Here is a 19,320-nt window from a genome sequence, read left to right on the forward strand (position 1 = left end):
CACTTGTCCAGAACCGAGGAGCTATTCCATGCCCGTTCGCCATCCCTCCGACGGCAATCCTGACGGCACCGTGCTCGGCCAGAGCCCGAGCGACCTCATCTCGTTTTACAACGCCACGCCCACGCCGCAGCGCTCTGGCTCCGCACAGGCCGCGGTGCCCGCGACCGCGCCGACCAACGCCGCACCTTACGGCTTCAGCGAGGCGCAGGCACAAGCGATCGTCACCCTTCTGAACGAGATCCGCGCGACGCTCGTCGGGCTGGGCCTGATGAAGGGCTCGTGATGCACGCCGACACACGCCTCTGGATGTATCGGAAGGGCGAAGCTCGCCTTTTCGGTGCCGCGGGCGAGGTGCCGCGCGAGGAAGGCTGGCAGCGATTTCCCGTCCCCGACGTCGGGGAAGCTGAAGACGTGTCGCCCGAGGGGGGCGCGCCCGATGCCGAAGCCCTCGACACCATGTCCCGCCGACGCATGCTTGAACTTGCAGGCGATTGCGGTCTGAAGGTCGAGCCGGGCTGGACGAAAGCCCGTCTCAGGCAAGCGCTCGGCGAGGTTCTCCATGACTACGGCGCGTGACGTCATCACCGGCGCGTATCGGCGGCTGGGTCTCCTGCCGCTCGGCGCGAACCTCGATCCCGCGCGCGCCGTCGCCGGCCTGCAAGCCTATGGTGGCATGCTCGGCGCATGGGCCGCCGATGGCATCGTCGCGGGCAACGTGACGCCGGAGACCGCCGACCTCGACGACGATTTCCCGCTTCCGCCTTGTTTCGTGGAAGGGGCGAAAGCGCTGCTCGCGGTCGAATTGGCGAGCGAAAGCGGCATCGAGGCGCAACCCTCGATCCAGAGCCGTGCGAAGAAGGCTTACGCGGCAATGCTCGCCGCCTTCGTAGCCGCGCCTGAGGCATCGCAAGACCGTGCGCTCACCGCGCTCCCGAGCCAGCGCCGCTAGACTAGAGGATCCGACTGGTGTCGCTCCGATTGGTGCGCGACGCGGAGCGTTTCAGCCGGACGCACTCAGCAAAGGGGGCGGACCTGCCCCGTCCCTCGATACCGGCTCCGGCGCTCCAGAAGCGCGACCTCCCCTCGCTCGAAACGCTCTCAACCCTCCACCGCAGAAGCGCTCAACGCTCCCGGAGTAATGTCATGGTTTCCGTCGAATTCGGTCACACATCGAACAAAGGCGCAAGCGGCGTCGTGTCGAACCAGCGCCTCCTCAACGGCTACGCCGAGGCAATGGGGCAAGCGGCAAAGGCTTCGCTTCCGGTCTATGCGGTGCCAGGCACAAGGCGCTTCGACCGGGGTGAGACCGGCCTGGATGGCCCCTGCCGTGGGATGCTTTACGTCTACGGCAAGGGGCTTTACGTGGTCGCGGGCACGCGTGCGGCGCTATTCGATGATGCAGGCAACGCCGCAGTGGTCTCGGGCGAGATCGCGGGCAGTTCCATGGTCGTCATGGCCGCGAACCAGCAGACGAACCCGCAGATCGGCATCGTCGCCGACGGAGTTTATTACGTGCTCGACACCGCGACGAACGCCATCGCCGCCCCCGATATCACGACGCTTCCCGCTCCGAACAGCGTGACCTTCCTGGACGGCTATCTCGTCTTCTCCATCGCCGACGGGCGCATCTTTCACACAGCGCTGAACGACGCGGTGACAGTCAATGCCCTGTCATTCGCGACCACCACGAGCCGCTCGGATGGACTTCGCCGAATCGTCACGCACCGGGGCGCCCTCATCGCGCTCGGCGAGGCGAGCCTGGAAATCTGGGAAAACGCAGGCACCACGCCGTTCGCCTTCGCGCCGATCCGCGCCGATATCGACATCGGCTGCATTGCGGAGCACACGGCCGCAAGCGTCGGGGACTCGCTCCTCTTCGTGGACCATAACGGCGTCGTCCGCCAACTCACCGGGTCGGAGCCGCAGCGCATCTCCACACACGCCATCGAGCGCGCCATCGCCGCGCTGTCGTGGGACGAGCGGCGCGCGCTTTATGCCGTCTACACGCATTTCAACGGCCATGACTTCTATGCCGTCACGAGCCCCTACTGGACGTTCGAATTCGACCTGGCCACCGGGCTTTGGCACGAGCGGGCGAGCGGCGAACTCGATCACTGGACGGCGCGTGGGCATGCCTCTTTCAACGGCAAGGTGGTGATCGGTTCGGGCGTCGATGCGAGCCTTCACGTGCTCGACGATGCGTCTTATACGGCAAGCGGCCAACCTTATCTCTTTCTTGCGCAGTCGGCACCGCTGCATGCTTTCCCGAACGGCCTCATCGTCGACCAGCTCGACGTCGACATCATTCCGGGGGTCGGCATGACGAGCAACGACGAGGACACCGCCGACCCTAAGCTGATGCTCGACTGGTCGGACGATGGCGGCGTCACCTGGACCGGCGGGCGTGTCGCCTCCCTCGGCCGCGTGGGCGAGCTATTCACGGTAGCGAGTTTCCATCAGCTCGGCGCGGCGCCCCGCGGCGGTCGAACGTTTCGCCTCGCATCGTCGTCGCCGGTCATGCGCGGCATCCTCTCGGCGAAAGCGCGCGTGCGCGCCATCGCACCGTGAGGACGGCATCATGACCGGAAAGGACAACCTATTCAGTCCGTTCGGCTTTTCGGTCGATCGCAAGGGCCGCGTCGACAACAACACGCGCGCCTTTCTCTCGAAGTTCAAGGGACGCACCGGCCCAGCGATCGCCGATCTGGAAAGCGACGCTTCGTGGACCGGGATCGCGGCCACGGCAAATGCGCTCATCCGCGAATTTGTGGCGCAAGGCTGGACTGAAAAAGGCTTCGATTCGAACGAAACGGCCTATGCGAGCGCCGTCCGCGCCGTGACCATGATCCCCGCCGCAACCGAGTTCGCCTACGCGCCATATGAAGTTTTGCGCGACCAGGTCACGGCGGGCACTGAATATGTGGCGACGGAAAACGCCTTCAGCATTTATGAGCGCGATATGTGGCTCCTCGCCCATGCCGCCGCAAACAGGGCCGGGCGCATCGGCGGCGCGGCGTGCGACTGGGCCACTTCGCTCAATGTGATGCAAAGCCAGTTGCCGAATGTCGGCCTCGTGAACCTTTTCGTTTCGTGGTACGGCACCGATCTGCGCGCTGGCGAATGCATACTCGTGCCCGGCGTCACGCGCGCGAGCTTCGAGACCATGCCAGATCGCTGGAGTTGCGCGGGCATGTCGCGCGGCGAGGCGCATGTCGTCTCGCAGGTGGACGGCAACGCGGCTTTCGGCGGCACGCCGGACGACACATCGCTTGTCGCCTGCATCAAGGATCTGAAGGCGCGCAAGCTCGAAGTCGCCTTCACGCCGTTCATTCTGATGGACATCCCGGCGGGCAACGCGCTGCCGGACCCGCTTCGGGGCGGGGCGGGTCAACCGGTCTATCCATGGCGCGGACGCATCACGAAGGCTTATGCCACCGCGGACAGGTCGGCCGAGGTCGAGGCGGAAGTCGCAGCATTCGTCAGGCAGTATCGCGCCTTCGTCTTGCATTATGCGCAGCTCTGCGCGGATGCGGGCGGCGTGGATATCTTTCTGCTCGGCACGGAGCTTCGCGGCCTGACGTGGCTTCGCGGCGCGGAAGGGGGCTATCCTTTCGTGACGGCGCTGAAGCAACTGGCGGCGGACGTAAAGGCGGTTCTGCCGAGGGCCAGGCTCTCCTACGCAGCGGACTGGTCCGAATGGTTCGGCCATCAGCCGCCTGACGGCACGGGCGATGCTATCTTTCATCTCGATCCGCTGTGGACGGACCCGAACATAGACGCCATCGCCTTCGACAATTACTGGCCGCTGTCGGACTGGCGAGACGGCACGCCGAACATGGACCGCGCGCTGAAGGAAGACGGCACGCTGACGGCCAACACCGATTACGACTATCTGATGGGCAACATCAGAGGCGGCGAAGGCTACGACTGGTACTACGCCAGCACCGCCGACCGCGACGCCCAGGTGCGTTCGCCTATCACCGACGGCGGCTACCACAAGCCCTGGATCTATCGCTACAAGGACATATGGGGCTGGTGGGCGAACCCGCATTACGACCGCCTCGGCGGCATCGAGGCTGCGGAACCGACGGCCTGGGTGCCGCGCTCCAAGCCATTCTGGTTCACCGAACTCGGCTGCCCCTCCATCGACAAGGGATCGAACCAGCCGAACGTGTTCCACGATCCGAAATCGGCGGAAAGCGCCCTGCCTCATCACTCGACCGGCCAGCCGGACAACCTCATCCAGCGCCGCTACCTCCATTCGATGCTGCGCTTCTTCGACGAGACCGATGCCGCGTTCGAGGAGACGAACAACCCGCAAAGCACCGTCTATGACGGCCGCATGGTCGATGTGTCACGCATCATGATCTACACATGGGACGCGCGGCCCTATCCGTACTTTCCGCTGTTCTGGTGGGTCTGGAGCGACGCCGCGAACTGGGCTTACGGCCACTGGATCGCGGGCAAGCTTTCAACCTACGCCTTGCCGACGGAGCTTGACAGCATGGCCAAGACGACGACCTACGCGCCCCGCCACCCCTATATCGTGGACCCGGCGACGGGCAAGCTCGACAAGCAGTATGCGGATTTCTTCCAGAGCATCGAGTTCGTGAAGGGGAGCGCGATCGCAAACGTGCCGCTCGAACCGACCGTCTCGGAGGCAGCCGCCGCGATCAATTCGTTACTCGCGGTGCTCCGCGCGCAGAACAGGCTCGCCACATGAGCGGCGTCGTTCGACAGGCGAGCGAGGCCGATGCCGCCCGTTTCGTGGAACTGGCCTTGCGGTTTTATGCCGAGGAAGGTGCACGGCGCGCCGATCCACGCGCGCTCGCCCGTTTCGCCTTCGCGCAGATTTTCGAGCGAAACCGGGTGCTGCTGGCGGCGAAAGAGCCTGCGGTGGCCGTCCTCGCGGGCATGATCGCGCCGCACTACCTCACGGGCGAGCCGACCGCGTTCAAAACCGCCTGGTACGCGCAGCCCGGCGCGCGAGGCTACGGCGCATCTCTTTTGCGCGCCTTCGAGGCATGGGCGATTGAAAAGGGCGCGACGCGGCTCGTCGTTGCAGGGCGCATGCCCCGAACTCTCACGCTGCTCGAACGGCTTCGGTTTCAGCCCCTCGAAACAGTCTACGCAAAGGATCTTCCATGGCAGAAGCAGCAGTAACGGCCCTCCTCGGCGGCGCGACTTCGGCGGCGCGACTTCGGCGGCGGCCTCCTATCTCGGCGCGCAGACGACGGCGAAGGCCGCGAAAGAGGCAGCGGCGCTTCAGCAGAGGCGCTACGAACAGGCGGTGAGCTATCAGGAGCCCTATCTGACGGCGGGCACGAACGCGCTGGCACTCTACAACAATGCGACAGGCGCGAACGGATCGGATGCGCAATCAACGTATTACGAGAGTTTCAAGACCGATCCCGGCTTCACCGCAAGCGTGGATTACGGGTTGAGCAGGATCGAGGCATCCGCGGCGGCGAACGGCATGGGACTTTCCGGCAACACGCTCGCCGCGCTTCAGGATTACTCGCAGAAGTCGCTTTCGGATGCCTATCAGACCCGCCTGAACAATCTCTACAAGACGGCGACACTCGGCGCGGACGCGGCGAATGCGCTGACAAGCGCAGCCACGTCGAGCGCCTCGTCGACAAGCGGCGCTCTGCTCTCGGCGGCGTCGACCGAGGCGGCTGCCTTGACGAGCGCGGTCAACGCGCTAACCGGCTCCGCCAAAAACCTCGCCTCCTATTATTACGGCTCCTGATCCCCCTCCCCGATCCGCTGCCGTCCGGACCATCATCCGACGTGCATCGAACCAACAGGGGCATCGCATGTGACCGGCGGGCGCGCGCCCCTCGCCCTGCCCCTGTTCCGGTGAAGCCGGGGAAGGGAACGGTCACATCGCGAACGATCCGAACCAGATGAGAAGCGATGCGAAGCCCGCGAGGCCAAGCCCGACATGGGAGTAAAGCAATGCGACGCCGCCCTGCTTCGACCTTTGGGCGACGATCGGGGCGACGAAGCCCGAGAAAAGCGATAATGCGAACAGTCCCGCCGCTGCCGTGCCGAATTGTCCGACCGCCGCCGTCCCGCTCGGCGCCGCGCCCCGGATGAGGATCGCAACCTGCTCCAGTCCCGCCATGCCGAGGAGAATATGCGCGCCGAGAACAAGTTTCGCGGGGCGCCTGCGCTTCAGGAAAAGTGCGAACAGATACACCCCGAGCGCGGCGGCTGCGGTGGTAATCGTCAGGATGACGAAAGGAATAAATTCCGGCGACATTGGCTCCCCTTCAGCCTGATGCGAGGCTGATCCTCGACTTCGACCAATTCCAGTTTCTTTGGAACCGCTCTGGCTCGAACGTGTCTTTACCATCGAACGCGGCGCTCGTTCGTCCGTCAACCCGAACATTGTCTCCAACGGGCATAGCGGGCGTCGTCCTCGGCGGGTGCGGACGGCCGCGTTCATCGCATCCCGCTTCAGGAAGAAACGAACTGGAGCAAGCAATGAATTTTCGTTACGGGCCGTGGGCCCGCACTTTCCATTGGACCATCGCACTTCTTGTTTTCTTCATGCTCGCGCTTGGCGCGTATATGACGAAGGGCATCGGCCCTGACGATCCGATACGCGGCCAGCTTTACAGCCTTCACAAGGCGACCGGCGCGCTCATTCTTTTTCTGGTGCTGATACGCCTCCTCGTGCGCTTCAACAACGCCCCTCCGGTCCTCGACGATCAGCCGGCGCTGATACGGGTCGGCTCTCGGTTGAACCATTACGCGCTATATCTCATGCTTATCGCGCAGCCTCTGATCGGTATTTTCCTCTCCCAGGCTGCCGACCGGCCGGTGAGCTTCTACGGACTGTTCACGCTTCCCAAACTCATCGCCCCGCAGCCCAAGCCCGTGGTAGAAAACCTCGCCGCCGCGCACCAGATCGGCGCGGGCATCCTCGTTTTACTGATCGGACTGCACATCGCGGGCGCGCTGTATCACTGGCTCATCAAGCAGGACGGTGTCATGCGCCGCATGGCCTGGTGGTAAACGCTTCCGGGCGATGACATCGTGCTCGTTCTTTCGTTGCCGCATCGCGCCGGTCCGTGACAGCGAAGATGATATCCGTCAAGGTGATGCCGCGAATGCGAGATTCGCGAGCATCATGGACATGAGCGAGACGGCATGACCACCGAATCCCCGGATCAAACCCTGCTTCTCACCGTCGATGACGGTATCGCCCGAATTACGATCAACCGTCCCGAGGCGCGTAACGCTTTCACGTTCGAGATGTACGAGAAACTCGCGGAAGCGTGCGAGACCGCGAATGCGGATTCGTCGGTTCGGGCGCTGATCATCACGGGCGCGGGCGACAAGGCGTTTTCCGCCGGAACCGACATCTCGCTGTTTCGCGCGTTCCAGAAGCCGGAAGACGCCATCGGCTACGAAAGCTTCATGGAGCGCGTGCTTTCGGCCATCGAAACCTGCCGCGTTCCGACAATCGCAGCCATCGCGGGCGCATGTACCGGAGGCGGCGGCGCTATCGCTGCATGCTGCGATCTGCGCATCGGCACAGCCAACGCGAAGTTCGGCATTCCCATCGCGCGCACGCTCGGAAACTGCCTCTCGGTCGCCAACCTTGCGCGGCTCTCGGCCTTGATCGGCATCGCTCGGGTCAAGCACATGATCCTCACCGCGCGGCTGATCGAGGCGGATGAAGCGTTCACCATCGGCCTTTTGAACGAGGTCGTTCCCGACCGCGCTGCCCTGGATGCGCGCGCGACGCAGCTTGCCGCTGAAATCGCGAGCTTCGCGCCGCTCACGCTTCGCGCTACGAAGGAAGGCTTGCGGCGCGTTCAGGCGATGAAGCATCACGTCGACGATCAGGATCTGATCCTCATGTGCTACATGAGCGAGGACTTTCGCGAAGGGATGGCGGCGTTTCTCGCAAAGCGCAAACCGGACTGGAGCGGCCGGTAGGTCTTTCTGCAAGCGCAAGGGCGGTGTCCGTTCGTGCTTTCATCGTCGTGCCCGGCCTGACGACGCGCAGGCCGGGATCAATGACGCTCTACTGGCACTCCCGTCCCGGACCGGTTTCGCGAAGCAGCGAAAGCATGCAGTTTCGTGTCTTCACGTTGTGGGCGGAGTATATCTGCCCATCGAGGAACGCCTGAAGCGGCGGCGACACCCACCAGCTGAGCGACACGCTTTTGTACTGAGCCTGCTCCCTTGTCTTTTCGCGGATGCGCATAGCGCGCTTCTGTTCTTTAGCGACCTCGTCCTTGTTCGAGAACTTGAGGATTTCCTTCAGAAAGAAATTCTCTCTCGGCTGCGGGCAGATGCTGATCTGCGCGACAGAACGGACGCCGCCGTTCAGCTGCTTCACCCGATCCGGCAGCTCGACGATGGTTCCGTAACCGCGCGCGATGCGCGTTGAATTCAGCGTCAGGATGTCCGAGACGGCGGCGCCGGGCCGGAAGTCGGCCTGATCGGGGATGCGCGGACTGGTGCCGGGATCGCTTCCGAGGCCGCAGACGCTCGTGTCCTTGAACCAGTCGGGCTCGCTCGATACCTGAAGAATGAAGGGCTTCAGCCTGCCGTCCTCCGCCTTGAGGGCGGCGGCGATTTCAAACGCGGTCACGGCGCCGGAATTGTCGTAATAACCGCCGTCCACAACGCTGTCGACGATCTGGGCGCGCCTGTCGCGGATGCCCGCATGCGGCGACACGAAGGGCGAGCGCGAACTCACACCTGCCGCCGAACTGAGGCGAACGTCGACCGAAACGGGCTTCCTGTCCTTGCAGCGAGCGCCAGCCACAGGGCTGAAAAACGACGGAAGAGCGCGGGCGATCTCGTCCAGCGTGCCGACCTCGGGATAGGCGTTCGTGTTCGGATCGCGATAGGGCGAGCAGAGGAGTTCATGCAGGTCGTAAGCGTCGATGAAGAGCGCGTTGCCGGTCTTGGTTGGCTCGGTCATCCTGACCGGCGTCACGATCACGCGGCGGCCGGTTTCGTTCGATGCGGCGTTGAGAAACAGCAGCGGCGTCCAGCTCGCGGGTGTCGGAGCCATGGCAAGGAGCGGTCCCGACAAGGGCGATGTTGCGCGCGATGTGCCGTAGACGCCATTGAAGGCGTCTTCCCACGCCGTTTCGAGAACGCCTGCCCTGTCCAGCACGAAAGGCAGCCGCGACAGGGTCAGCACGTCGCGGGCGAGGAAACCGATGGAAACCGGCGAGATGAAATCGTTGGAGAGTGCAGCCTGAAGCGCATCCTTGTATCCCACGAAATCGGTGAGGAAGGCGCGGGTCAGCGGCTCTGCGCCGCCGCTCGGCTCCCGCTCTGTGTTGGCAGCCTCAAGATTGGCCGTTGCGACGTTCGGAAACCAGAGCCGCTGGCGAAACAGCGCGGCCTTCAGATCCTCAGTGCTCGTCGCCTGATGCGTCTTCAGCGCGCTTGTGTAGAAGGCCGCGCCGACGGAACTGCCCGAGACGCTCGAAATTGCAAAAAGCTGGAGATGGAAAGGCCGCCCCGCGCTGATCTTCGCACGCTCCAGGCTGTCATCTTCGAGTGAGCCGAGCACGCTGGCGAGAAGGAAAGCCGCGCGGCTCCCGCCGCCCTCGCCCGAAACGATGATGGGGCGCGGGCAATCGGCAAGTTCCTTTGCGTCGGGCGCGAGCCATTCACAGCCGCGCGCGTCCCAGCCGCTGGCGGTCTTCCAACCCTTGACCGCGTCGGCGAAGAGGGCAGGACGAAGCGAAGGCCGCTGGTCTTCCGCAATCCTGGCGACACGAACGTCATGCCCGTCGCCGACAAAAAAGGTAAGGCCGATGGCGACGACGACGAGCGCCGCGATGAAGGGAAACTGGAAGCGGTTCGAAAGCAGCGCCAGGAACGCGATGAAAGGCAGCCACGCGCCGAACACCACGAACAGGAAAGAGGCGCGTTTCAGGTAGAGCGTATCGCCGATGAAATCGAGCGCCTGCTGGATGCCGGGGCTGGACGTCAGATCCGGGAACGAAAACAGCTGCTGCACCGTCTCCGAATAGGAGAGGAAGTGGATCGCGACGAGGACGAGCAGGAACACCGTGAGGCGGATCATGTACCGCCACATGAATTCCTTCACGCGCTGCGCGGCGATCCAGGTCTCCATGCCGAGCCATGCCGGTTTCAGCCCGGATAGATGGATGTCCATGGCCTGAAGGTCTGGCGTGGTCTTTCGCGTCAAACGTTCGATGCGGATCAGGGAGCGCTTGAAGCCTTCGGCGTCCTTGACCTCCCGCCGGGCCATCGCGCGCCCGTAGCCGCGCAGGAAAACGTCGCGAAAGATCACCAGCAGCAGCACGACAGCGGTGGCGACAAGAAGGGTGATGAGATGCGCTTCAAGCAAGCGGCGGATCGGCGCTTCGTATTTGTTGCCGCCGTCCTGCAAAGGTACGGGCAGATTGTTCGCCGCTGCAACGATGCCGACGAGCACCGCGATGAAGGCGAAGACGACGAACAGACTCGGCAGCCGGAAGATGTAGAATTTGAAACGCGCTTCGTTGTCGATGCCGATGACGTCGTAATTCTGCTGGAGCAGGAGCCGCGACGTGAAGACGAGCGGCAGCGCCCAGATGAAGATGCCGATAGCGTAGAAGCCAGCCCAATAAACGATCTCCTGCGCCAGATAGGGCCGCGCGTCGAACAGCAGATCCTGCACCTGCGGCAGGCTAGAAAATGCGAAAAACGCGATGACGAGGCTCAGCACGCTGAAGAACGAAATGCCGACGGTCGCCCGGATGAAGAGCCGGATGCGCGAAACCCGCCTTGGGGCTTGAACGCCCGGCGCCGGCTGGCTCGTGGGTGGGGAAGCTGTCTCGGTTTCCAACATACGGCCCGCGCTCCTGGCTGAAACGGCTTAAGGAATGCGCGAGACTTGACGCATGCGTTCGTCCCGATCATGGCGAGAGGCACACGGAGCGATCAATTTTGAGGGATTTGTCACAAATTGTCGCGAACTGTATCTTCGCAGCGTCCTTTCTCGACCGAACGCTTTCAGAACGCGTGCACAGGCGCTATCGCGAGTCCGAAGAAGGCCGGGTCTTCCTTCAGCATCAGGGCGATGGGGACGGTTTTGAGCCGCTCCGACATCGGCCCCTTGTTCTCGAACGCGGCCCGCATCGCGCGCGGATCGGTGGCGGCGCAGCCCTTGGCGACGCTACCGACGAGGAAAACACCGTCCCACGCCGTATAGGCGAGCGTCAGGTCCCCGAGCACGCTTCCGGTAATTTCGGAGAAAAGCCGAACCGTCGCCGCCGCGGCGGGATCACGCGCAGAATTTGCGCAGATGTCCCGGGCGGAAAGCCCGTCGTCGCGGCCATGCAAGGCGGCGTGAAGATGAGCTATACCGCGCCCCGACAACGCATGCTCGACGGATGGAAAGGCGAGCCGAAGCTCGGCGGCATCGTCCGGCAGGCGCAGCGACATATGGCCCGCCTCGCTCGGGCAGGAGGCCCAGACCTTTTCCATCCTGAAAAGAGCCGCCGCGCCGAAACCCGTGCCGATATTGGCGATGAGAAGACGCCTCGCCCGCGAAAGATCCGGCGCCGGGCCGCTAAGCAAGGCATAATCTCGCTCCGTCAGCGTAAGCGCGCCGTACGCTGCCGCCTCCACATCGTTCAAAAGCGTGCAAGGCGCACCCGTCTCCGCTTCGACATCCGCTTCGCGGATCGTCCAGGCGATGTTCGTCAGGTGAATTTCGCCGGCTGCCACAGGCCCGGCCGCTCCGATGGCGACCGAAGCGCAGCCTTCAAGCCCGCCCGTTTCCGTCGCGTAGGCTCGCATGGCATGAATGAAACTCTCGAAGCGCGCGCCCAGATAAGCACGCCGCTCCGAAAACACGAGGCCGTCGAACACGCGCGCGAAACGCACATTCGTGCCGCCGACATCGGCGATGAGCCGCCACGTCACGCCACAACCTCTGGCGCGCCTTCGGCCAAGACTTCGAGGAAGCTCCTGCGCCAGTAAGCGACATCATGCCGGCGAATGCGCGATATCAGCGCCGAGTGGCGCTCCTTGCGCTCTTCGAGCGGCATCCGAAGCGCGCTTTGCATCGCGGTCGCCATGTCATCGATGTCGTACGGGTTCACGATCAGCGCCTCTTCGAGTTCCTCAGCCGCGCCCGCGAATTTCGACAGCACGAGCACACCCGGATCTTCCTCATCCTGCGCGGCCACGTATTCCTTGGCAACAAGGTTCATGCCGTCGCGAAGCGGTGTGACAAGGCCGACCTCGCTGCCGCGGAACAACGCCGCCAGCGTATCGCGCGGCATGGCCCGGTGAACGTAGCGCAAAGGCGTCCAGTCGAAATCGCCGAACTCGCCGTTGATCGCCCCGGAAAGGCCTTCCAGCTCCTCGCGAATGTTGGCGTACGCTTCCACCTCGATGCGGGTCGGAGGCGCAATCTGCATCAGCGTCACGGCCTTCCAGTGTTCGGGATGCATTTCAAGAAACTTGCGAAACGCCTTGAAGCGCTCGGGCAGCCCCTTGGTGTAATCGAGGCGGTCGACGCCGATGATGTGCGAGCGCACGACCGTGCGCCGGTTCAGTCGCTCGATCTGCGAAGCGGCTTCCGCCGTCTGCGCCGCGTTGGCAAATTCGTCGACATCGATGCCGATGGGAAAAGCCCGCGCGATAACGGTCCGGCCATAAGCGCGAACCCTGCCTCCATCGAGGATCTCGCCGTGAGCATGATTCTCGATGAAGCGGTGGAAATTGCTGACGTCGTTTTCGGTCTGGAAGCCGATCACGTCGAACTGGAACAGCGCCTCGACAAGCCATTCATGCGTCGGGATGGCCTGGAGCAGCTCCGGCGGCGGAAATGGAATGTGGAGAAAGAAACCGATCCGCTGCTTCGCGCCGAGCGCACGCAATTCGCTGGCGAAGGAAATCAGGTGATAGTCATGCGCCCAGATGATGTCGTCGGGCGCGAGAAGCGGAGCCAACGCCTTAGCGAAGGCGCGATTGACGCGCTTGTAACCCTCGAAATAGGCGGGTTCGAACTGCACGAGGTCGAGCCGATAATGGCAAACCGGCCAGAGCACCTTGTTCGCGAAGCCGAGATAATATTCCTCGTAGTCCCGCTCTGTCATCGGAATGGTGGCGGTCGTCACCGCGCCATTGACGTTCAGCGAAACCGTGGCCGGCTCGCTTTCCCCGGCGAGCTTGCCGTCCCACCCGAACCAGATGCCGCCGACCGTACGCAGGGCATCGCCGAGTGCGACGGCAAGCCCCCCGGACTGCACCTGAGCTTCGAGATCCGCGACACGGTTCGAAACGATGATGAGACGGCTCAAACGAAAGCCTCCCACGGCTTGGACAGGCGCGTTGCCCCGTTGATGATGCCGACCATGGAATAGGTTTGAGGGAAATTGCCCCAGGCCGCGCCAGTGACCGGATCGGTATCCTCAGACATAAGTCCCAAATGGTTACGGGCATTCAAAAGAGACTGGAAAATTTCCCGCGCTTCTTCTCTTTTTCCGGTGCGGGCCAGGGCGTCGAGCCGCCAGAAGGCGCAGATATTGAAGGCCGTTTCCGGAAGCCCGAAATCGTCGGCGGCTTCGTAACGCATCATGAACGGACCGCGACCCAACACCTTTTCGAGTTGGGTGACGGTGGAGAGAAAGCGCGGGTCCTGTCCGTCGATGAAACCGAGTTCGCCCATCAGAAGCACGCTTGCGTCAAGGTGTTCGCCGCCAAAGCTCTCAACGAAAGCCTTGCGCTTGTCCGACCATGCGCAAGTAACAATCTTGTGCCGAATAAGTTCGGCCCTCTCGCGCCAGAAAGCGACACGGTCGTGCTCGCCGACATAGGACGCGAGCTTCGCGAGGCGGTCGCAAGCGGCCCAGCACATGACGCTTGACGAGGTGTGGACGCGAGCGCGGTTCCGCAGCTCCCAGATGCCCGCGTCGGGGACATCGTACAGCTTGAACGCCTGCTCCCCGACATGTTCGAGCCGGCGAAAGTCATCCACACCCGCGCGCGTCAGCAGGCGCTTGTCGATGAAGGCCTGCGCCGCGCCGAGGATGAGATTTCCGTAGGTGTCGTGCTGGAAATGTTCGTAAGCCTGATTGCCGACCCGCACCGGACGATTGTCCACACCGCTTTTGCTCTGAAAACCGGGCAAGGACGCTGCCGTGCTTTCGAACAGGTCCTTTTCGAGCGCGATGCCATAGACAGGCTGGATGTGCCCGTCCGATGAAGCGACGATGTTCATGATCCAGCGATAATAGTTTTCCAGCGTGCGGCCAGCCGAGAGACTGGTCAGCGCCCGGATCACGAAATAAGCGTCTCTTACCCAGCAATAGCGGTAGTCCCAATTCCGTCCCGTGCCCGGAGCTTCGGGAATGCTCGTCGTCATCGCCGCGACGATGGCGCCCGTCGGTTCATAGGAACAGAGCTTCAGCGTAATGGCCGCGCGGATAACCGCTTCCTGCCACTCCGGCTGAAGCGCCAGTCTGCCGCTCCAGTTCTTCCAATAGACGGTCGTCTGTTCCTCGAAGTCGCGCGCAATGTTGAAGGGGCTGTCAGTGAGCGTCTCGTCCGGTCCCATCACGAAATGGATCGGCTCGGTGAGATTGAACACCGTTTCTTCCAGCACATAGTCGACAGGCGCGTCGGTGGTGACGCGCGTGGTCATGTCGGGACCGACGAAGCGGATATGGTTCGACCCGGATGTGATCTGCGGCTGGACCGCGCCATAGCGGAAACGGGGCTTGATTCTCACTCGAATGCGCGGCGAGCCGTCCTTGACGGTAACGGTGCGGATCAGCGTCTTGGGACGGAACGGGCGATTTCGCTTGTAGAAGCGCGGAATGAAGTCCGTGACTTCCACGGAGCCGCTTTCCGCATGCAGCACGGTCTTCAGAATGGCCGTGTTGGGGACATAGAACTGCTCGGTCGATTTCAAACCCGGCATCTCGATCGTGAAAGCGCCGTCGTCGGGATTGCCGCTCTCGCTGCCGAGAAGCTGATGGAACACCGGATCGCCATCGAACCGCGGAAGGCAGCACCACACGATACGCGCATTTTTGTCGACGAGGGCGCTGATATTACAGTTTCCGATAAGGCCCAGATCGAGATTAGCCATGAAATTCAAAGTCCTTCGAATGTGTCGGCAGTAGCGGAGAGCCAGGAGAGAAACGACGGCACGTCCGGAACGCGATATTGCGCGGCGCTTTCGCCAGGACCGACCTTCGCGGTGATGCCACCCAAGGCGTTCACGACGATCATTGCGTCTTCGTCCGTTGCGTCGTCACCGGCAAAAAACGGGACACGGCCCTGAAACGGCTGTTGCTGCATGAACAGGCCGATAGCCGTTCCTTTTGTCGCGCGGTGCAGCCGAAGCTCGACGACCATCTTGCCGTGCGTAAGGATGAAGCCCGGCAGGGGATCCGCCAGTTCCCTGACAAGCGCCAGACACAGCGCTTCAAGCTCCGGGCGCAGACGATAATGGAGTGCGAGCGCGCCCCGCTTTTTTTCGAGCAACAGTCCCGGATTTTGAGCGACGAACTCGGCAAGCAGGCTTTCGATGCGCGCGCCAGCGGCTTCATCCGAGGCCTCGGTAAGCCTGAAACCGCCTGCATCCCTCAGTTCGTAACCGTGAACGCCCGCGACCGGAAGTCTGAGCGGTGAAAGAAGCCTGTCGATGGTGCCGATCTCGCGGCCCGTTACGATGGCGACCGCTCCGCCCGTGCTGGCGGAAAGGCTCGCGAGGGCAGCGGGCATGCGCGGATCGACAACAACCGCCGTGGGCGTATCAGCGATCTCGGTCAACGTGCCGTCGAAATCGAGAAAGAATGCGTAGGCGCCGACGTTACTCAGGCTCGGCAGAAAATCCATGGGCAACGTCCGGGAGGCTCGACCGCTCGGACTATCAGCTAGGAACGAGCAGGCGGGGGTGTCAAGTGAAGGCAAGCTCAATTTCTCCGGGCAAAAAACGAAAGCCGGCTGACGCATGAAGAAATTACGTGCCGTCAGGATGTGCGGATAGAAGCATAAAGTGCTGATTTTATGGCATTATTTGTGAAGCCCTAGCTTCTGGCGAACGATGTGCCAGACATCGCAGACGGGTTTGAAACCGAGCTTTGCATAGCAGCGGTTTGACGCTGGATTGCGCTTGTCGACGTAAAGGCAGGCATGAGCGCGGCCTTCGGAAAATATCTGTCTCGCGACGATTGCGGTGATCGTGCCTGCATACCCGCGCCGGCGAAATGCTGGCGGCGTATAGACGGAATTGATTGCGGCCGCTGTGCGGTTGCGCCGACCTATCGCCGCCATGGAAACCGGCGCACTGTCAGCGATCAACACCCAGTGGCGGTTTTCGCCAAGCGTCGCGCGAAGCCGTTCATCCGAGGGGACGGCTTCGTGCGGGATTGCCTCGCGGATGAATTCCCCGATCCAATCCCGAAAAAGCGGCAGGTCCGGCGCTGCCAACAATCGGGAAAATCCCTTAACGCTCGGCACCGCCGGTTCATGATCGAGCGAAAGGATCTGTTGCGGAATTTCCTCGGCAAACACGATCCCGTGCTTGCGAGCGCGTTCGGCGAACTGGTGCGCTGTGTCGCCGGTGCCAACGACGCCCGGATAGTCGAGGTCGGCAGTCAGATCGGCGAAGTTGCGGCATTCATCTGGCGAGAGATTGCATAGAAGCAACGGGAAGCCCGGCGTCTGAAGTGCGCACGCACCTGGATCGCCAAGCGTCCAGTACTTGATGCCGCCCGCATCGCCCTGGGCGCGCAGCCGTTCGATGATGCTCAGCGGCAAATTGTGCCGGACAGCGTCAACTTCGAGCGCCGCGTGATGGAAATCGGCAAAATCGATCGGAGTCATCGGCCTCCCCCTGACATCGCGATGCCCGTGCGCCGCCCAAGCGGAAGCGCGCGCTCGCGCGAACCGTTTGTGCGAGCCGGTCCAAACGGTTCGCACCGCATGCCCCGAAGCTTTAACACAACAATGGAGATCACGCATGGTTACGCGCTTGCGTTACCCGAAGGGGTACCAGTTTTTCGATAGCAACGGCGATCCGCTGGCTCTGGGCAACCTGTATTATTATCAGGCCGGGACGACCACTCTTCAGGATACATATTCCGACGATGAAGGAACCGTCTCGAACACGAATCCGCTCGTGCTCGACGGCTCGGGCCGTCTGACGACGGATGTCTATCTCGGCGCGACTGCGGACTACAAGGAGGTGCTCGTCACGTCCTCCGCTACGGTCTCGCCCTGGCCTGCCGACAACATTCCGCATGCGTCCGCCTCCGATAGCGGCGGCACGGATCTCGGTGCCTCTTACACTGACACCGCCGTCAACCTGACGAGTTCCACCGGCTCCGGCATCGCCATCGCCGCCGCTACCACCAGCACTGCCGGTGTTCTTGACAGCGCTCGCGCCACCAAGATCGACGGCCTCGCCACGGTGGCGGCAACGGGCAGCTATGCGGACCTCGTCGACAAGCCTTCTCTTGGCGCATTGGCATCTCTGTCGTCGGTCAATGATGCGAACTGGTCAGGCACGCCGCTGTCCATCGCCAACGGCGGCACGGGGGCCAGTACGGAAGCCGGTGCCCGGTCTGCTCTCGGCCTTGCTGCCGTCGCATCGACCGGGAGCTACAATGACCTCTCCGACAAGCCGACAATTCCATCGGCTTATACGCTCCCGACCGCGAGCGCATCGCTTCTGGGCGGCGTTAAAGTCGGCTCGGGGCTCGCAATCAACGCTTCTGGCGTGCTCAGCGCGACTAGGGGCGGCGGCGGCACGAGCCCCTTGTTCGATGTCACCTCTTACGGGGCAGACCCGAGTGGCGCCGCAGACAGCTATGCCGCTATTGCCGCCGCTATTGCTGCCGCTTCCGCCGCAGGCGGCGGCGTAGTCTACTTCCCCGTCGGTATTTACAGGACGACACAGGTCATATCCGTGCTCGGTGGGGTATCACTCACGGGGGTGTATGGCCAATCCATCATCCGACCCGCAGCCTCTCTCCCTACCAAGACTATTAACGGCATCGGCGTAGCGGCAAGCATAGCCTGCATGTACGCCAATAGCGGGGTCTCCGATTTGGTTGTGGATCTCAGAACAAATTCCTGCACCGCAAATGGTATTCAGGCGGGCGAATATGGTGCTTCCAGCAAGCCGGACAATATTCGGGTTACGGACAACACCGTCATAGGCTGGGATACTCACCAATATCTGATATACGGGAAGCTCTGCACCAACATCTATGTAGTCGACAATAAGGTCGTCGGGCTCTCTTCCGGCACCCCGACGAATGAAATCGTCGGCATCGAACTATTCGGGGTAGACGGGGCACTCGTCATCGGCAACCAGGTCAACAACACGTCGGTAGGTATTCTGCTTAAAAGTCAGAACGGCATTACCGGCAGCTACGTGAAAAGCGCCACGGTTTTCGGTAACGATGTCCGCACAGCCCAACAGGGCATCATGCTGTCCGCAACTCCCGGCGGCGACTTCGACTTGGTCACCGTTATCGGAAACCGCGTCGTGGACATGAAGACCGCCAACGCGAGGGGCATCAAGATCGAAAACAACGGTGCGGCCCTGCGGTCTGTCACCGTGACCGGTAACGTCTTTGAAGGGACGGAAAGAACGCTTGTCGATGTCTACTTCGCTACCGGCACCGGCGCAACTTCGGCTGGCTTGTCGATAACGAATAACACGCTCACCGCTGCATCGAATTGCGACTCCTACGCGAACTTCACGGCATGCGCCGGCGTTGTCTTCACTGGAAACAACCTGACGGGCGGCGGCGCATATTATGGCGTATCGTTCAGCGCGGCATGCAACAACATCGATGTTTCCGGCAATGTGATGCAGGGGTCACGCCGCCGCGCGGTTCATATCGAGGGCGGATGCTCGAACATATTCATCCGGGACAATCGCTTCTCCGGCTATGACAGTTCGGGAGCCGGAGACGTGGGGGCCCTCGTGGACACAGCCGTGCCGTCGAAGGGCATCCATATCGACCGCAATCATTGGCAGCCCACGACGCCGAATGTGAATTACGTCGTCAATACGACGGGGGCAACGCGCCCGAGCAGCAGCGATCCGGCATCGACGTGTCTGGATAACACCATCGACTTCACCCGCAGCCGCGCGCTGTTCGTCACCGACAGCGCCACCCTGGTGGGCCGCCGCGTGTCTGAAGCGCCCGCTTCCGCAACCGCAATCGGAGATCGCGGAGACTGGTTCGAGGACGGGAGCTACCGTTACGTGTGTTCCGCCGCGTCGACCTGGCGTCGCGTGGCTCTGGCTAGCTGGTAGGCGGCTCCGAGCGCGTGCGAAGATAT

The 19,320-nt window shown here is 62.6% G+C and carries 17 protein-coding genes; 10 read left to right on the forward strand and 7 right to left on the reverse strand.

Features of this window, described 5'->3' with window-relative positions:
* Positions 1–28 precede the first annotated feature (28 nt).
* The 7 genes from EK416_RS06090 (at position 29) to EK416_RS06120 (ending at position 5,752) form a co-directional block, all read left to right on the forward strand.
* Complete coding sequence (locus EK416_RS06090) at positions 29–283, forward strand: hypothetical protein (protein WP_127076619.1); 255 nt, start codon at positions 29–31, stop codon at positions 281–283.
* Positions 283–576: a hypothetical protein gene (locus tag EK416_RS06095; protein WP_127076620.1), complete on the forward strand. Its 294-nt coding sequence runs from the start codon at positions 283–285 to the stop codon at positions 574–576. The genes EK416_RS06090 and EK416_RS06095 overlap by 1 nt, the downstream gene beginning before the upstream one ends.
* A complete protein-coding gene (locus EK416_RS06100; protein ID WP_127076621.1) occupies positions 560–949 on the forward strand; it encodes a hypothetical protein in 390 nt (129 codons plus the stop codon). Before EK416_RS06095 ends, EK416_RS06100 begins: the two co-directional genes overlap by 17 nt.
* Before the next feature lie 194 nt (positions 950–1,143).
* Positions 1,144–2,568 (forward strand): hypothetical protein, encoded by a 1,425-nt coding sequence (locus EK416_RS06105; RefSeq protein WP_127076622.1) that lies wholly within the window; start codon positions 1,144–1,146, stop codon positions 2,566–2,568.
* A 10-nt stretch (positions 2,569–2,578) separates the two neighbouring features.
* Positions 2,579–4,723 (forward strand): GTA TIM-barrel-like domain-containing protein, encoded by a 2,145-nt coding sequence (locus tag EK416_RS06110; protein WP_127076623.1) that lies wholly within the window; start codon positions 2,579–2,581, stop codon positions 4,721–4,723.
* On the forward strand, positions 4,720–5,163 hold the full coding sequence (locus tag EK416_RS06115) for a GNAT family N-acetyltransferase (protein WP_127076624.1): 444 nt from the start codon (positions 4,720–4,722) through the stop codon (positions 5,161–5,163). Before EK416_RS06110 ends, EK416_RS06115 begins: the two co-directional genes overlap by 4 nt.
* Positions 5,060–5,752, forward strand: coding sequence for a hypothetical protein (locus EK416_RS06120; RefSeq protein WP_127076625.1), 693 nt, complete (start codon positions 5,060–5,062; stop codon positions 5,750–5,752). The genes EK416_RS06115 and EK416_RS06120 overlap by 104 nt, the downstream gene beginning before the upstream one ends.
* 132 nt (positions 5,753–5,884) lie before the next feature.
* Here the strand turns inward: EK416_RS06120 and EK416_RS06125 are convergent, their stop codons facing one another.
* Positions 5,885–6,268, reverse strand: a complete 384-nt coding sequence (locus EK416_RS06125; RefSeq protein WP_127076626.1) for a hypothetical protein — start codon at positions 6,266–6,268, stop codon at positions 5,885–5,887.
* 224 nt (positions 6,269–6,492) lie between these two features.
* On the opposite strand from EK416_RS06125, the gene EK416_RS06130 reads away from it, so the two are divergent.
* Together EK416_RS06130 and EK416_RS06135 are read left to right on the forward strand one after the other, a co-directional pair.
* Entirely contained in the window at positions 6,493–7,026 is a 534-nt protein-coding gene (locus EK416_RS06130; protein WP_127076627.1) for a cytochrome b, read from the forward strand.
* A gap of 135 nt (positions 7,027–7,161) precedes the next feature.
* The gene (locus EK416_RS06135) at positions 7,162–7,956 is read left to right on the forward strand and encodes an enoyl-CoA hydratase/isomerase family protein (RefSeq protein ID WP_127076628.1); all 795 of its coding nucleotides are present in this window, start codon (positions 7,162–7,164) and stop codon (positions 7,954–7,956) included.
* A gap of 88 nt (positions 7,957–8,044) precedes the next feature.
* Here EK416_RS06135 and EK416_RS06140 read toward each other — a convergent pair whose 3' ends face one another.
* From EK416_RS06140 to EK416_RS06165, 6 genes are all read right to left on the reverse strand, one after another.
* A complete protein-coding gene (locus EK416_RS06140; RefSeq protein WP_127076629.1) occupies positions 8,045–10,846 on the reverse strand; it encodes a hypothetical protein in 2,802 nt (933 codons plus the stop codon).
* A gap of 164 nt (positions 10,847–11,010) precedes the next feature.
* Positions 11,011–11,925, reverse strand: coding sequence for a glucokinase (locus EK416_RS06145; RefSeq protein ID WP_164729883.1), 915 nt, complete (start codon positions 11,923–11,925; stop codon positions 11,011–11,013).
* Positions 11,922–13,310, reverse strand: a complete 1,389-nt coding sequence (otsA, locus tag EK416_RS06150) for an alpha,alpha-trehalose-phosphate synthase (UDP-forming) (RefSeq protein ID WP_127076631.1) — start codon at positions 13,308–13,310, stop codon at positions 11,922–11,924. Before otsA ends, EK416_RS06145 begins: the two co-directional genes overlap by 4 nt.
* Positions 13,307–15,103 carry a glycoside hydrolase family 15 protein gene (locus EK416_RS06155; protein WP_127076632.1) on the reverse strand — a complete coding sequence of 599 codons (1,797 nt, stop codon included), beginning with the start codon at positions 15,101–15,103 and terminating at the stop codon, positions 13,307–13,309. Before EK416_RS06155 ends, otsA begins: the two co-directional genes overlap by 4 nt.
* A 5-nt stretch (positions 15,104–15,108) precedes the next feature.
* Positions 15,109–15,855 (reverse strand): trehalose-phosphatase, encoded by a 747-nt coding sequence (otsB, locus tag EK416_RS06160; protein ID WP_164729884.1) that lies wholly within the window; start codon positions 15,853–15,855, stop codon positions 15,109–15,111.
* Between the two features lie 177 nt (positions 15,856–16,032).
* The gene (locus tag EK416_RS06165; protein WP_164729885.1) at positions 16,033–16,845 is read right to left on the reverse strand and encodes a GNAT family N-acetyltransferase; all 813 of its coding nucleotides are present in this window, start codon (positions 16,843–16,845) and stop codon (positions 16,033–16,035) included.
* 136 nt (positions 16,846–16,981) lie between these two features.
* Between EK416_RS06165 and EK416_RS06170 the strand changes: the two genes are divergently transcribed.
* The gene (locus EK416_RS06170; protein ID WP_127076635.1) at positions 16,982–19,294 is read left to right on the forward strand and encodes a glycosyl hydrolase family 28-related protein; all 2,313 of its coding nucleotides are present in this window, start codon (positions 16,982–16,984) and stop codon (positions 19,292–19,294) included.
* Positions 19,295–19,320 lie beyond the last annotated feature (26 nt).

The organism is Rhodomicrobium lacus (assembly GCF_003992725.1).
GTDB lineage: Bacteria > Pseudomonadota > Alphaproteobacteria > Rhizobiales > Rhodomicrobiaceae > Rhodomicrobium > Rhodomicrobium lacus.